The 13,817-nt window shown below is 60.4% G+C and carries 12 protein-coding genes; 11 read left to right on the top strand and 1 reads right to left on the bottom strand.

The features are described from left to right. Nucleotides 1-22 precede the first annotated feature (22 nt). The 6 genes from menD (at nucleotide 23) to ES815_RS02815 (ending at nucleotide 6,675) form a co-directional block, all read left to right on the top strand. The gene (gene menD, locus ES815_RS02840; RefSeq protein ID WP_142486540.1) at nucleotides 23-1,693 is read left to right on the top strand and encodes a 2-succinyl-5-enolpyruvyl-6-hydroxy-3-cyclohexene-1-carboxylic-acid synthase; all 1,671 of its coding nucleotides are present in this window, start codon (nucleotides 23-25) and stop codon (nucleotides 1,691-1,693) included. After that, nucleotides 1,690-2,466 (top strand): 2-succinyl-6-hydroxy-2,4-cyclohexadiene-1-carboxylate synthase, encoded by a 777-nt coding sequence (gene menH, locus ES815_RS02835; protein WP_142486539.1) that lies wholly within the window; start codon nucleotides 1,690-1,692, stop codon nucleotides 2,464-2,466. Before menD ends, menH begins: the two co-directional genes overlap by 4 nt. After that, complete coding sequence (menB, locus tag ES815_RS02830; protein ID WP_142486538.1) at nucleotides 2,463-3,320, top strand: 1,4-dihydroxy-2-naphthoyl-CoA synthase; 858 nt, start codon at nucleotides 2,463-2,465, stop codon at nucleotides 3,318-3,320. The genes menH and menB overlap by 4 nt, the downstream gene beginning before the upstream one ends. Next, entirely contained in the window at nucleotides 3,320-4,285 is a 966-nt protein-coding gene (gene menC, locus ES815_RS02825; RefSeq protein WP_142486537.1) for an o-succinylbenzoate synthase, read from the top strand. The genes menB and menC overlap by 1 nt, the downstream gene beginning before the upstream one ends. Next, on the top strand, nucleotides 4,282-5,649 hold the full coding sequence (gene menE, locus ES815_RS02820) for an o-succinylbenzoate--CoA ligase (RefSeq protein WP_142486536.1): 1,368 nt from the start codon (nucleotides 4,282-4,284) through the stop codon (nucleotides 5,647-5,649). Before menC ends, menE begins: the two co-directional genes overlap by 4 nt. Before the next feature lie 93 nt (nucleotides 5,650-5,742). After that, nucleotides 5,743-6,675 (top strand): Rpn family recombination-promoting nuclease/putative transposase, encoded by a 933-nt coding sequence (locus ES815_RS02815; RefSeq protein WP_142486535.1) that lies wholly within the window; start codon nucleotides 5,743-5,745, stop codon nucleotides 6,673-6,675. Nucleotides 6,676-6,716: 41 nt separating this feature from the next. Here ES815_RS02815 and ES815_RS02810 read toward each other — a convergent pair whose 3' ends face one another. Next, the gene (locus ES815_RS02810; protein ID WP_142486534.1) at nucleotides 6,717-8,165 is read right to left on the bottom strand and encodes a catalase; all 1,449 of its coding nucleotides are present in this window, start codon (nucleotides 8,163-8,165) and stop codon (nucleotides 6,717-6,719) included. A gap of 270 nt (nucleotides 8,166-8,435) precedes the next feature. Between ES815_RS02810 and ES815_RS02805 the strand changes: the two genes are divergently transcribed. The 5 genes from ES815_RS02805 to ES815_RS02785 all read left to right on the top strand — a co-directional run bounded on the left by ES815_RS02805 (nucleotide 8,436) and on the right by ES815_RS02785 (nucleotide 13,809). Then, on the top strand, nucleotides 8,436-8,978 hold the full coding sequence (locus ES815_RS02805) for a YfaZ family outer membrane protein (RefSeq protein ID WP_142486533.1): 543 nt from the start codon (nucleotides 8,436-8,438) through the stop codon (nucleotides 8,976-8,978). Nucleotides 8,979-9,071: 93 nt separating this feature from the next. Beyond that, on the top strand, nucleotides 9,072-10,271 hold the full coding sequence (locus ES815_RS02800) for a nicotinamide mononucleotide deamidase-related protein YfaY (RefSeq protein ID WP_142486532.1): 1,200 nt from the start codon (nucleotides 9,072-9,074) through the stop codon (nucleotides 10,269-10,271). Between the two features lie 199 nt (nucleotides 10,272-10,470). Further along, the gene (locus ES815_RS02795) at nucleotides 10,471-11,250 is read left to right on the top strand and encodes an IclR family transcriptional regulator (RefSeq protein WP_142486531.1); all 780 of its coding nucleotides are present in this window, start codon (nucleotides 10,471-10,473) and stop codon (nucleotides 11,248-11,250) included. A gap of 13 nt (nucleotides 11,251-11,263) precedes the next feature. Continuing rightward, nucleotides 11,264-12,469 (top strand): L-rhamnonate dehydratase, encoded by a 1,206-nt coding sequence (gene rhmD, locus ES815_RS02790; RefSeq protein ID WP_142486530.1) that lies wholly within the window; start codon nucleotides 11,264-11,266, stop codon nucleotides 12,467-12,469. Nucleotides 12,470-12,519: 50 nt separating this feature from the next. After that, on the top strand, nucleotides 12,520-13,809 hold the full coding sequence (locus tag ES815_RS02785; protein ID WP_142486529.1) for an MFS transporter: 1,290 nt from the start codon (nucleotides 12,520-12,522) through the stop codon (nucleotides 13,807-13,809). Nucleotides 13,810-13,817 lie beyond the last annotated feature (8 nt).

Raw genomic sequence — 13,817 nt, 5'->3', positions numbered from 1 at the left:
AATATTGATACCGGACAATTCCATGTCAGTGAGTTCTTTTAACCGGCGCTGGGCGGCGGTGATCCTTGAAGCCCTGACCCGCCATGGCGTCAGGCACATTTGCATCGCACCCGGCTCGCGTTCGACGCCGCTGACCCTGGCCGCTGCGGAAAACCGCGCCTTTATTCATCACACCCATTTTGATGAGCGCGGTCTCGGGCATCTGGCGCTGGGGCTGGCCAAAGCCAGTAACGCCCCGGTGGCGGTGATTGTCACCTCCGGTACCGCGGTGGCGAACCTCTATCCGGCGCTGATTGAAGCCGGGCTGACCGGCGAAAAACTGGTGCTGCTGACGGCGGATCGTCCCCCGGAGCTGATCGACTGTGGTGCAAACCAGGCCATTCGCCAGCCGGGGCTCTTTGCCTCTCATCCCACGGAAACGCTGTCATTGCCGCGTCCGACCCGGGATATTCCCGCCCGCTGGCTGGTGTCGACGGTGGATAACGCGCTGGGCGCGCTGCGTGCGGGCGCGCTGCACATCAACTGTCCTTTTGCCGAGCCGCTGTATGGCGAAATGGATGATACCGATCTTGACTGGCAGCAGGCGCTGGGCGACTGGTGGCAGAGCGATAAACCCTGGCTGAGCGCTCCCGCAGAGCTTTCAAGCCCCAAACAGCGCGACTGGTTCTTCTGGCGGCAAAAACGCGGGGTGGTGCTCGCGGGCAGAATGAGCGCTGCGGAAGGGAAAAAGGCGGCGGAGTGGGCGCAAACCCTGGGCTGGCCGCTGATTGGCGACGTGCTCTCCCAGACCGGGCAGCCGCTGCCGTGCGCCGATCTGTGGCTGGGCAATGCGAAAGCCGTGACCGAACTGGAGCAGGCGCAGATTGTGGTCCAGCTGGGCGGCAGCCTGACGGGTAAACGACTGCTGCAATGGCAAACCACCTGCACACCCGAAGAGTACTGGCTGGTGGATCCACGGGAAGGACGGCTTGATCCGGCGCATCATCGCGGTCGTCGGCTGATCTCGAATGTGGCCGACTGGCTGGAACTCCATCCGGCGGAAAAACGCGTCCCCTGGGCCGCGGCGATCCCGGAACTCTCCCGTCAGGCCTGGGAGCTGACGGCGCAGCACAGTGAAGAATTTGGCGAGGCGCAGCTGGCGCACCGTATTCGTCACTATCTCCCCGAGCAGGGGCAGCTGTTTGTCGGCAACAGTCTGGTGGTACGTCTGATTGATGCCTTTTCCTGCCTGCCGGCAGGTTATCCGGTGTTCAGTAATCGCGGCGCCAGCGGCATTGACGGGCTGATCTCCACCGCTGCCGGGGTCCAGCGCGCCAACGCCCGCCCGACGCTGGCGATCATTGGCGATCTCTCGGCGCTGTACGATCTCAACGCGCTGGCGCTGTTACGCCAGGCCTCTGCACCCTTTGTTCTGCTGGTGATCAACAATAACGGCGGACAGATTTTCTCCCTGCTGCCGACGCCCCAGAGTGAGCGTGAACGCTTCTATCTGATGCCGCAAAACGTGCAGTTTGAGCATGCGGCGGCGATGTTCAGCCTCCGCTATCAGCGCCCGACCAGCTGGACGGAGCTGGAGAGCGCTCTGAATACGGCGTGGAGCAAACCCCGCGCAACGCTGATCGAAGTGGTGGTTAACGACAGCGACGGGGCGCAGATGCTGCAGAACCTGCTGGCGCAGGTAAGCCACCTGTGATCCTGCAGGGGACGCACTGCGCCGGCTCGGCAGGAAAACCCTGGCTGGTGTTCCTGCACGGCTTTTCCGGCGATCGCCGCGAATGGCAGCTGCCCGGAGAAGGGCTGGGCGATTTTCCCCAGCTGTATCTCGATCTGCCGGGACACGGCGACTCGGCGCATATTGCGGGGCGTGATTTCAGTGACGTAAGTGGTCTGCTGAATCGCACTCTTGTTAGTTACAACATACTTAAATACTGGCTGATAGGGTACTCCCTCGGCGGCCGCATTGCGATGTATCACGCCTGCCAGCGCCCGGAAGGGCTGCAGGGGCTGATCGTTGAGGGGGCGCATCCAGGGCTGCGTGATGATCATGAACGCGCAAGCCGCCGTGCCTCCGATGCCCACTGGGCCGCACGTTTTCGCCATGAACCCTTAGAGGCGGTGTTTGCCGACTGGTATCAACAGCCGGTATTTGCTTCGTTAACCGAAGCGCAACGTCAGGCGCTGGTTACCCTGCGCAGCCGCAATAACGGCGCAACGCTGGCCGCAATGTTGCAGGCGACGTCCCTGGCCGAACAACCCGATTTACGGGCTGCGCTCGCTGAGTGCGTGGTCCATTTTTTCTATCTGTATGGCGAGCGGGATGACAAGTTCAGGGCAATTGCCCGGGAACTTCCCGCGATCGGCCATCCAATACCCCAAGCCGGACATAACGCCCATCGGGAAAACCCCGGTGCGGTGGCTGAGCGTCTGGCTCAGATACTCCGTCAATCCATAAAGGACACTCTATGATCTACCCTGATGAAAACATGCTCTACGCACCGGTGGAATGGCAAGACTGCTCCGAAGGCTACACCGACATTCGTTACCATAAATCGGCGGACGGGATCGCCAAAATCACCATTAACCGTCCCGAGGTGCGTAACGCGTTTCGTCCGGTTACCGTCAAGGAGATGATCAATGCCCTGGCGGATGCGCGTTATGACGATAATATCGGCGTGATTGTCCTGACCGGGGAGGGTGAAAAAGCCTTCTGCGCCGGTGGCGATCAGAAAGTGCGCGGCGACTACGGCGGATACCAGGACGACTCTGGCGTACACCACCTGAACGTGCTCGACTTCCAGCGCCAGATCCGCACCTGTCCGAAACCGGTAGTGGCGATGGTTGCCGGTTACTCTATCGGCGGGGGTCACGTGCTGCACATGATGTGCGACCTGACGATTGCCGCAGAGAACGCCATTTTCGGCCAGACCGGCCCGAAAGTGGGCTCCTTCGACGGCGGCTGGGGTGCGTCCTACATGGCCCGCATCGTCGGTCAGAAAAAAGCGCGTGAGATCTGGTTCCTGTGCCGTCAGTACAACGCCCAGGAAGCGCTGGACATGGGCCTGGTTAACACCGTGGTGCCAATTGCCGATCTGGAGAAAGAGACCGTGCGCTGGTGCCGTGAAATGCTGCAAAACAGCCCGATGGCGCTGCGCTGCCTGAAGGCGGCCCTGAACGCCGACTGTGATGGGCAGGCGGGGCTGCAGGAGCTCGCGGGTAACGCCACCATGCTGTTCTACATGACCGAAGAGGGTCAGGAAGGACGTAACGCCTTTAACGAGAAGCGCCAGCCGGACTTCAGTAAATACAAACGGAATCCGTAATGCGCGGCGTACAGATCTACCGCTGGCAGGTACCGATGGACGCGGGTGTGGTACTGCGCGAACGGCGGTTAAAAACCCGAGACGGTCTGTTCGTGCATCTGCAGCAGGGCGATCGGCACGGGTGGGGAGAAGTTTCCCCCCTGCCGGGCTTCAGCCGCGAATCGCTGGAGGAGGCTGAAGCCTCGCTGCGGGCGTGGAGTATCGCCTGGGGTGAAGGGGCAGAGCCTCTGTTGCCCGGCCTGCCTGCGGTGGATTTTGGCATCAGCTGTGCGCTGGCGGAGCTCGACGGCTCCCTGCCGGAAGAGGCCGACTATCGCGCGGCCCCGCTCTGTACAGGGGATCCTGACGAACTCTTTGCCGTACTGGCCGCCATGCCGGGCGAAAAAGTGGCGAAGATTAAGGTTGGTCTCTATGAAGCGGTGCGCGACGGCATGGTGGCGAATCTGCTGCTGGAGGCCATCCCGGATTTGCGTCTGCGCCTCGACGCTAACCGAGCCTGGACTTCGCTGAAAGCGCAGCAGTTTGCGAAGTACGTTAACCCGGCCTACCGGGATCGTATTGCCTTTCTGGAAGAACCCTGTAAAACGCGCGCGGACTCGCTGGCGTTTGCCCGGGAGACAGGGATTGCCATCGCCTGGGATGAAAGCCTGCGCGAGGACGATTTCGAATGGATTGCCGAGCCGGGCGTTCGGGCGGTGGTGATCAAACCCACGCTCACCGGCAGCATCGCGAAGGTGCGTGAGCAGGTGACGGCGGCCCACGCCCTCGGGCTGACGGCGGTGATCAGCTCGTCGATTGAGTCGAGCCTCGGTCTGACCCAGCTGGCGCGCATTGCCGCTCAGTTCACGCCGGATACCGTTCCCGGCCTGGATACCCTGAACCTGATGCAGGCGCAACTGCTGCGGCCCTGGCCGGGCAACACCTTGCAGTGTCTGGAACGCGAGGCGCTGGAGCCGCTGCTATGATCTTTTCCGACTGGCCGTGGCGGCACTGGTGCGCGCGCAAAGCTGAACAACCGGCTCTGCGGCTTAACGGTGCATGCCTGACCTGGCGCGAACTCTGCCAGCGTACCGATGCCCTGGCGAGCGGCTTTGTGCAGCAGGGGGTAAGGGAAGGGGACGGGGTGATGCTGCAGGCGCATAATCATCCCGACACGCTGCTGGCGTGGCTGGCGCTGCTCCAGTGCGGGGCGCGGATCCTGCCGGTGAACCCGCAACTGCCGCGTTCCGTACTGAAGATCATGCTCCCGCCTCTGACGCTGCGCTTTGCGCTGGTACTCAACGGCGATGGCGGTTATTCGGGCCTCTCAGCCCTGTCGCTGGATCAGTTGCAGGGGAGTGCGGGCGCGGAGTGGCAGCCGGACCGGCTGGCGACCATGACCTTAACCTCGGGCTCGACGGGGCTGCCGAAAGCGGCCGTGCACACCTGTGCCGCCCACCTTGCAAGCGCCGAAGGCGTGCTGGCCCTTCTGCCCTATGCCGGAGAAGACGACTGGCTGCTCTCGCTGCCGCTGTTCCATGTCTCCGGGCAAGGGATCCTGTGGCGCTGGTTGCTGGCAGGTGCCCGCCTGACCGTCTGCGAAAAACAGCCCCTGGAACAGATGCTCCAGGGGTGCACCCACGCCTCGCTGGTGCCGACCCAGCTCTGGCGGCTGCTTAACGGCGGAGACGAGGTGGCGTTAAAAGCGGTGCTGCTGGGCGGCGCGGCGATCCCCGGAGAGTTAACCCAGCGGGCTGCCAGCCGGGGCATTCGCAGCTGGTGCGGGTATGGCCTGACGGAGTTCGCCTCCACGGTCTGCGCCAAAGAGGCGGATGGCCTGGCGGATGTCGGCTATCCGCTGCCGGGCCGGGAAGTGAAGCTGGTGGAGGGTGAAGTGTGGTTAAAGGCTGCCAGCATGGCCAGCGGCTACTGGCGTGACGGTCAGCTTGTCACCGTCGCCAACGCGCAGGGCTGGTTCGCCACCCGCGATCGCGGTGAGATTATTGACGGACGCCTGACGATCCTTGGTCGCATGGATAACCTGTTTTTCAGCGGCGGAGAAGGGATCCAGCCCGAGGAACTGGAGCGAGTGATCGGCACTCATCCTCAGGTCAGCCAGGTGTATGTGGTTCCCCTCGATGATGTCGAGTTTGGTCAGCGTCCGGTGGCGGTCGTCGAGTGCGAAGCGGAGGCAGATATCGCGCAGCTGCCGCACTGGGTCGCTGATAAGCTGGCGCGCTTTCAGCAGCCGGTGCACTGGCTGGTCCTTCCCGCTGAACTCAAAAATGGCGGGATTAAGATCTCCCGACGCGCCCTGCAACAGTGGGTTCATCAGTCGCTAAGAGGGTGATTTGCGAGCCTGCTCGGGAAAGAAACTCAACAAGCTTACCTGCAGCACGCGCTGTGCTATTTTCCGGCGAAAGGAACTGACGCAAGGGAAAATATGCACAGCCCATCAACACCCACGCCGCATGACGCGGTGTTTCGTCATATTCTGTCGCAGGCAGAGACGGCGCGTGATTTTTTAGCGATTCACTTACCTGAAAAATTACGCGCCCTCTGTGATTTGTCGTCGTTGCGGCTGGAGTCTGGCAGCTTTGTCGAAGAGGATCTTCGTCTCAGCTACGCCGATCTCCTCTGGTCCGTGAAAACCGCTTCCGGCGCCGGGTATATTTATGTGCTGATCGAGCATCAAAGCTCCCCGGATCGGCACATGGCCTTTCGCCTGATGCGCTATGCGATTGCCGCCATGCAGCGGCATCTCGACAAAGGGCACCGGGAGCTACCGCTGGTGATCCCAATGCTGTTTTATCATGGCCGGATCTCGCCTTACCCATGGTCGCTGCGCTGGCTTGATGGCTTTCAGGTGCCTGAACAGGCGGAATCGCTCTACACCGGGGCCTTTCCCCTGATTGACATCACCTGTCTACCCGACGAAAGCATCATGCAACACCGGCGGATTGCGATGCTGGAACTGCTGCAAAAGCATGTCCGGCAGCGGGACATGCTGGAACTCCATGAGCAACTGGTCAGGCTCCTGGCGCTGGGATACACTGGCAACGCCCAGCTTAAAACGTTGCTCAACTATCTTCTTCAGGCCGGCCATACCGCCGATCCTGCAGCGTTTTTGCAGGCATTAGCACACAGGACGAAGGATCATCAGCATAAGGAGACGTTAATGAATATTGCGCAATTTCTCCGGGAAGAGGGCATGGCTCAGGGATTAAGTCAGGGGTTAAGTCAGGGGAGAGCGGAAGGCATTGAACAGGAGGCGCTTCGCATCGCGAAGGCTATGCTGGAAAAGGGCCTGCCGCCCGAGATCGTCACCCAACTGACCGGGCTGGCACCCGAGATTGTCGAGCAGGCCAGACATTAGTCATGCAATAAAAAACGGGAGCCTGAGCTCCCGTTCTGTTTTTACTTCTCTTCGGCTAAGCGCATCAGTGCCGCCTGGACACCCGCTCCGTAGTCAGGATGAACCTCACTGAACAGGGCAATCTGGCGTGCCTGAATAAACGCCGGTACATCCTGCATATCCCCGGCGATACGTTCAAACATTCGCTGGTGCTCTTCCGGGCTCAGCAGTTCAAACAGCTTGCGCGGCTGGCTGAAATAGTCGGCATCTTCACGATGGTTCCAGTGGTCTGCGGCACCCTCAAGCGACAATGGCGGCTCGCTAAAGTCCGGCTGTTCCTGGAACACGCCAAAGCTGTTTGGCTCATAGGTGGCGCCGTTGCCGCTGTTGCCATCCACGCGCATCGCGCCGTCGCGATGGTAGTTATGGAACGGGCAGCGCGGGGCGTTCACCGGGATCTGGTGATGGTTTACCCCTAAACGGTAGCGGTGGGCATCGCCGTAGGAGAAGAGGCGCCCCTGCAGCATGCGATCCGGCGAGAAGCCAATCCCCGGGACCACGTTAGCGGGCGACATCGCCACCTGCTCAACTTCCGCAAAGTAGTTATCCGGGTTACGGTTCAGCTCCAGCACACCCACCTCCATCAGCGGATAGTCGCCGTGCGGCCAGACTTTGGTCAAATCGAACGGATTGTAAGGCACCTTCGCGGCATCGCTTTCCGGCATGATCTGCACGTAAAACGTCCAGCGCGGGAAGTTGCCTTTTTCAATAGAGGTAAACAGATCCCGCTGTGAGCTCTCGCGATCTTCTGCAACCAGGCGTTTGGCTTCATCGTCCTGCAGGTTAGCAATACCCTGCTGGGACTTGAGGTGGAATTTCACCCAGAAGCGTTCGTTGTTGTGGTTAATAAAGCTGAACGCATGGCTGCCAAAGCCGTGCATGGTGCGATAGGAGCACGGCAGGCCGCGATCGCTGAAGTCAATGGTCAGCTGGTGCAGCGTTTCCGGCAGTTGAGAGAAGAAATCCCATTTGTAAGTCGGGTTACGCAGGTTGGTACGCGGATCGCGTTTCACCACGTGGTTAAGATCCGGGAACTTCAGCGGATCGCGCAGATAGAAAATAGGGGTATTATTGCCGACCAGATCCCAGTTACCTTCCTCGGTGTAAAACTTGATGGAGAAGCCGCGGATATCACGTTCCGCATCGGCGGCGCCGCGTTCACCGGCCACGGTGGAGAAGCGCACAAAGAGATCGGTTTTTTTACCGACAGCGGAGAACAGCTTTGCACGGGTAAAGGCGGTGATGTCCCGGGTAACGGTAAAGGTGCCGTAGGCGCCTGAGCCTTTGGCATGCATCCGACGTTCCGGGATCACCTCTCTGTCGAAATGCGCCAGTTTTTCCAGGAACCAGACATCCTGCAGCAGCATCGGTCCGCGTGGGCCCGCGGTGGCAACATTATTGTTGTGAACAACGGGGCAGCCGGATGCGGTGGTTAAACCTTTCTTGCTCATATTTTCTCCCTGATGTGTGAGTATTAGTCGGTAAATTTCCGTTTTGAGCAAAAGTTAATCTAAAGAAATGCGTCAGGGCAGGTATTGATCGGACGCAAGGTAACCGGGCGTAACCTGTTTCTCAGGATTTAACATTGTTAAATCCTGTAAGTATCAACTCGTTACAAACTTATTTTTTTATTATCTCACCACAGCGTTGATCGCAGGCTGACTCACGTTAAAATCACGCGTTTTTGGAAGTTATCTAAATAATTGTGCGGGATCACGACAATGAAAAAAGTGGCATTACTGGGCCTCGGCGGCCTGATGTTCGTTTCTGCGGCAGCGAACGCAATTTCCATCAGCGGCCAGGCCGGTGAGGACTACACCAACGTTGGCGTCGGTTTTGGCACCGAAACGTCGGGTCTGGCCGCGAGCGGCAACTGGACCAATAACGACGATGAGGGTGACGTGGCCAGCATCGGTCTGGGTCTGAACGTGCCTCTCGGTCCGTTCCTTGCCACCGTGGGCGGTAAAGGCATCTACACCAACCCGAAAGACAGCGATGAAGGCTATGCGGCAGCGGTAGGCGGTGGTCTGCAGTGGAAAATTGGCAACAGCTTTGGTCTGTTTGGCGAGTACTACTACTCTCCGGACTCCCTCTCCAGCGGTATCGATAGCTACGAAGAGGCCAACGCGGGTGCGCGCTGGACCATCATGCGTCCTGTCACCATTGAAGCGGGCTACCGTTACCTTAACCTGGCGGGCAAAGACGGCAACCGCGACAACGCCGTCGCTGATGGCCCGTACGTGGGCGTAAGCGCAGGCTTCTGATCTCCCGGCGCGGCGTTCTGCCGCGCCTGTTTCTCTCTTCCCCCCACAGCCGATTGCGCTATAGTGTTTTCACCACAAATGCGGGAGAACACAATGATAAACGTGGAGATGCTGTCCACTGGCGATGAAGTGCTGTATGGACAAATCACTGATACCAATGCGGCCTGGCTGGCGGATATTTTCTTTGAGCAAGGATTACCCCTAACGCGGCGTAACACGGTGGGCGACTCGCTGGAGTCGCTGGTCAACGTCCTGCGTGAACGTAGCGAACAGGCGGATGTGCTGATTGTAAATGGGGGCCTCGGCCCCACCAGCGATGACCTGAGCGCGCTGGCCGCCGCCACGGCGAAAGGCGAAGAGCTGGTGCTGCATACCGAGTGGCTCAGCCATATGGAGCATTTCTTCAGCGATCGCGGCAAAGTGATGGCTCCCAGCAACCGCAAACAGGCAGAAATTCCGGCCAGCGCGGAGTTGGTTGATAACCCTGTCGGTACCGCCTGCGGCTTTGCCGTTCAGCTTAATCGCTGCCTGATGTTCTTCACCCCCGGCGTTCCGTCCGAATTTAAGGTGATGGTGGAAAAAGAGATCCTGCCGCGTCTGCGGCAGCGTTTTACCTTACCGGAACCCCCGATCTGTTTACGACTCACCACTTTTGGCCGCTCGGAGAGCGACCTGGCGCAGAGTCTCGATCATCTGGTGTTACCGCCAGGCGTGACGATGGGCTACCGCTCCTCCATGCCGATTATCGAACTGAAATTAACCGGCCCGGCCACCGAGAAGGCCGCAATGCTGGCCCTGTGGCCTGAGGTGCAGCGCGTGGCGGGTGAGAACCTGATCTTCGAAGGCACCGAAGGACTCCCGGCGCAAATCGCCCGCAATCTACAGGCCCGCCAGCTGAGCCTGACCCTGAGCGAGCAATTTACCGGTGGCCTGCTGGCGTTACAGCTCTCGCGGGTAAGCGCTCCACTGCTGGCAAGCGAGGTGGTGCCTTCCCAGGAGGAGACCCTGGCGCAAACTGCCCACTGGGTGGCCGAGCGGCGCGTGAAACATTTTGCCGGTCTGGCGTTAGCGGTGTCGGGTGCGGAAGAAGATCATCTCAACTTTGCCCTGGCTACCCCGGAAGGCACCCACGCCCTGCGGGTGAAGATGAGCACAACGCGCTACAGCCTGGCAGTCCGTCAGGAGGTCTGCGCGATGATGGCGCTTAACATGCTGCGTCGCTGGCTGAACGGCAAGCCGGTGGCCACTGAACATGGCTGGATCAACGTCGTCGAGACGCTGTTCCTGCCGTGATTTTTGCGCGCCGGGCTCCCGTCCGGCGCGTTGTTGTCCAACCTGTTGTACTCGCTCTGTTTTTTTCTGCGCTGTTCGTCACAATTTTATCCTGCTGTTTGTCCAGCTGGCTGGAACCCTCCGGCGATTTGAACTCGCTCACAAATAAACCCGCCCTCAGCCGCAACACTGATTCCAGTATTCAGGACTGGAGTCCAGCATGTTGGAATCAACCAAAGTACCGGCGCTGACCCGCGCCATCGATATTCTCGACACCATTGCCCGTCTGGGGCCCTGTAGCGCCGCGACTATTATCGACGCGCTGGGGATCCCGAAAAGCACTGCCTATCTGTTGCTGGGTGAACTGAGAAGACAGCGTTTTCTCAGCCTCGACAGCCAGGACAACTACTGCCTGTGGACCCGGCTGGTGGAGCTGGCGGGCCATGCGGTCAGCCGGATGGATCTGCGTGAGATGGCGCGCCCGCGCCTGACGCAGCTGATGGACGAGAGCGGCCTGCTGTGCCATCTCGGCATTATCGATAACGGCAGCGCTTACTACATCCTCAAAATCGAGTCGCCCGCAACCATCAGCGTGCGTTCCCACGAGGGGAAAAGCCTGTCGCTCTCCCGCTCGGGGATTGGCAAATGCCTGCTCGCCTGGCAGCCCGAGCGGGTGCAGGAGGCCATTATTGCCAGCCTGGACTGGGAGCGGGTCACCCCTACCACTATCACCAGCGCCGGGCAGATGCGCGACGAGCTGGCACGCATTCGCGCCAGAGGCTGGAGCTTTGACAACGGGGAAGACTACCCCGACGTGCGCTGCGTGGCGGCGCCGGTCTTTAACGCCAGCAACGACCTTACCGCGGCAATCTCGGTGGTGGGTACCCGGCTGCAGATCAACGAGGACAACCGCGATTACCTGGCCGGTAAAGCGATTGCCTGCGCGAAAGATATTTCCCGTTTACTGGGCTGGAAAAGCCCCTTCGATCAAGCCTTATAATATGGAGAACATCATGACCCTACCGAAGATTAAACAGATCCGTGCCTGGTTTACCGGCGGCGCTACGGCAGAGAAGGGCGCAGGCGGTGGTGATTATCACGACCAGGGGGCCAACCACTGGATCGACGACCACATTGCCACCCCAATGAGTAAATATCCGCAGTATGAACAGTCGCGTCAGTCCTTCGGCATTAACGTCCTCGGCACGCTGGTTGTCGAAGTGGAGGCCGACAACGGCCAGACCGGTTTTGCGGTCTCCACCGCCGGAGAGATGGGCTGCTTTATCGTTGAGAAGCACCTCAGCCGCTTTATTGAAGGCAAGTGCGTCAGCGACATCAAGCTTATTCACGACCAGATGCTCGGGGCGACCATGTATTACGCTGGATCCGGCGGGCTGGTGTTGAACACCATCTCCTGCATCGACCTGGCGCTATGGGATCTGTTCGGCAAGGTGGTCGGCTTGCCGGTCTACAAGCTGCTCGGCGGTGCGGTACGGGATGAGATCCGCTTTTATGCTACCGGCGCGCGGCCGGACCTGGCGAAAGAGATGGGCTTTATCGGCGGCAAAATGCCGACCCACCGGGGGCCGCACGATGGCGACGCCGGGATCCGCCAGGACGCGGCAATGGTGGCGGAGTACCGCGAGAAATGCGGTCCGGACTTCTGGCTGATGCTCGACTGCTGGATGAGCCAGGACGTGAATTACGCCACCAGACTGGCCCACGCCTGCGCGCCCTATAACCTGAAGTGGATTGAGGAGTGCCTCCCGCCGCAGCAGTACGAAGGCTATCGCGAACTGAAGCGCAATGCCCCGCCGGGAATGATGGTGACCAGCGGCGAGCACCACGGCACCCTGCAATCCTTCCGCACGCTCTCCGAAACCGGGATCGATATCATGCAGCCGGACGTTGGCTGGTGCGGCGGCTTAACCACCCTGGTGGAGATCGCCGCTATCGCTAAAGCGCGGGGACAGCTGGTGGTGCCGCACGGCTCGTCGGTTTACTCCCACCATGCGGTGATCACTTTCACCAACACGCCGTTCAGCGAGTTCCTGATGACCAGCCCGGACTGCGCGACGCTGCGTCCGCAGTTTGATCCGATCCTGCTTGATGAACCGGTGCCGGTGAATGGCCGCATCCACAAATCGGTGCTGGATAAACCCGGCTTCGGCGTCGAGCTGAACCGCGATTGTGCCCTGAAGCGTCCTTACAGCCACTAATCCGTCGCGCCGCGCTTCGGCGTGGCGTCACCTTTTACTGAGGATTGTCCATGAGTATGACTCTGCTCGACAGCGTGGTCAGGAAAAACCGCGCCCGCCTGATCCCGTTCATGCTGGCGCTCTACGTGCTGGCATTTCTGGATCGCTCTAATATCGGCTTCGCCAAAGAGAGCTACCAGATTGATACCGGGCTCAGTAACGAAGCCTATGCCCTGGGCGCCGGGATCTTCTTTGTGGTTTACGCCCTGCTGGGGGTGCCCGCTAACCTGCTGATGCGCAAGTTTGGCGCACGGACATGGATTGGCACCACCACGCTGCTGTGGGGGTTCCTCTCCGCGGCGATGGTGTGGGCCGACACGGAAAGTAAGTTTCTGCTGATCCGCACCCTGCTGGGGGCAGCGGAGGCAGGCTTCTTCCCCGGCATGATCTACCTCACCTCCCAGTGGTTCCCCCAGCGCAACCGCGCCAGCATCATGGGGCTGTTTTACATGGGCGCGCCGCTGGCGTTGTCGCTCGGATCGCCGCTCTCCGGGGCGCTGCTGGAAATGCACGGCTTTATGGGCCATCCCGGCTGGTTCTGGATGTTTATTATCGAAGGGCTGATTGCCGTGGGGGCAGGGGTCTTTACCTTCTTCTGGCTGGACGATACCCCGCAGCAGGCGCGGTTCCTCACTGCTCAGGAGAAGCAGGTGCTGATTAATCAGCTGGCGGGGGAGGAACAGAGCAAGGCCACGTCCCGGCTGAGCGATGCCCTGCGCAACGGTCGGGTCTGGCAGCTGGCGTTTATCTACATGACTATCCAGATCGCCGTCTACGGGCTGATCTTCTTCCTGCCGACCCAGGTGGCGGCCCTGCTCGGCACCAAAGTGGGCTTCACCGCCTCGGTGGTGACCGCTATTCCGTGGGTTGCGGCGCTGTTTGGCACCTGGCTGATCCCGCGCTACTCCGACCGCACCGGCGAGCGGCGCAACATCGCCACGCTGACTTTGCTGGCCGCCGGTATTGGAGTGGGCGTCTCAGGGCTGGTATCGCCGTGGCTTGCGATGGTGGCGCTGTGCGTGGCCGCGGTCGGGTTTATCGCCGTGCAGCCGGTCTTCTGGACCATGCCGACGCAGCTGCTCTCCGGCACCGCGCTGGCGGCGGGGATTGGCTTCGTCAATCTGTTTGGCGCAGTGGGTGGTTTTCTCGCTCCGCTTATCCGGGTGAAAGCCCAGACCGTATTTGGCAGCGATGCTGCCGGGCTGCTGGCGCTGGCCGGGATTGCGATCCTCGGCGCACTGGCGATTCTGGTGCTGGGCGTGACCCGCAGCGTGCCGCAGGCCGATCGCGTACATCATTAATATCAGGG

This window comes from Leclercia adecarboxylata (assembly GCF_006874705.1).
Classification (GTDB): Bacteria; Pseudomonadota; Gammaproteobacteria; order Enterobacterales; family Enterobacteriaceae; genus Enterobacter; species Enterobacter adecarboxylatus_C.
This window is presented reverse-complemented; position numbering and strand designations above follow the sequence as displayed.

Bases quoted from the DNA above. Each gene is read 5' to 3' on its own strand.
- menD (WP_142486540.1), top strand. From the start codon at position 23: ATGTCAGTGAGTTCTTTTAACCGGCGCTGGGCGGCGGTGATCCTTGAA.
- menB (WP_142486538.1), top strand. From the start codon at position 2,463: ATGATCTACCCTGATGAAAACATGCTCTACGCACCGGTGGAATGGCAA.
- menC (WP_142486537.1), top strand. From the start codon at position 3,320: ATGCGCGGCGTACAGATCTACCGCTGGCAGGTACCGATGGACGCGGGT.
- menE (WP_142486536.1), top strand. From the start codon at position 4,282: ATGATCTTTTCCGACTGGCCGTGGCGGCACTGGTGCGCGCGCAAAGCT.
- ES815_RS02815 (WP_142486535.1), top strand. From the start codon at position 5,743: ATGCACAGCCCATCAACACCCACGCCGCATGACGCGGTGTTTCGTCAT.
- ES815_RS02810 (WP_142486534.1), bottom strand. From the start codon at position 8,165: ATGAGCAAGAAAGGTTTAACCACCGCATCCGGCTGCCCCGTTGTTCAC.
- ES815_RS02805 (WP_142486533.1), top strand. From the start codon at position 8,436: ATGAAAAAAGTGGCATTACTGGGCCTCGGCGGCCTGATGTTCGTTTCT.
- ES815_RS02800 (WP_142486532.1), top strand. From the start codon at position 9,072: ATGATAAACGTGGAGATGCTGTCCACTGGCGATGAAGTGCTGTATGGA.
- ES815_RS02795 (WP_142486531.1), top strand. From the start codon at position 10,471: ATGTTGGAATCAACCAAAGTACCGGCGCTGACCCGCGCCATCGATATT.
- rhmD (WP_142486530.1), top strand. From the start codon at position 11,264: ATGACCCTACCGAAGATTAAACAGATCCGTGCCTGGTTTACCGGCGGC.
- ES815_RS02785 (WP_142486529.1), top strand. From the start codon at position 12,520: ATGAGTATGACTCTGCTCGACAGCGTGGTCAGGAAAAACCGCGCCCGC.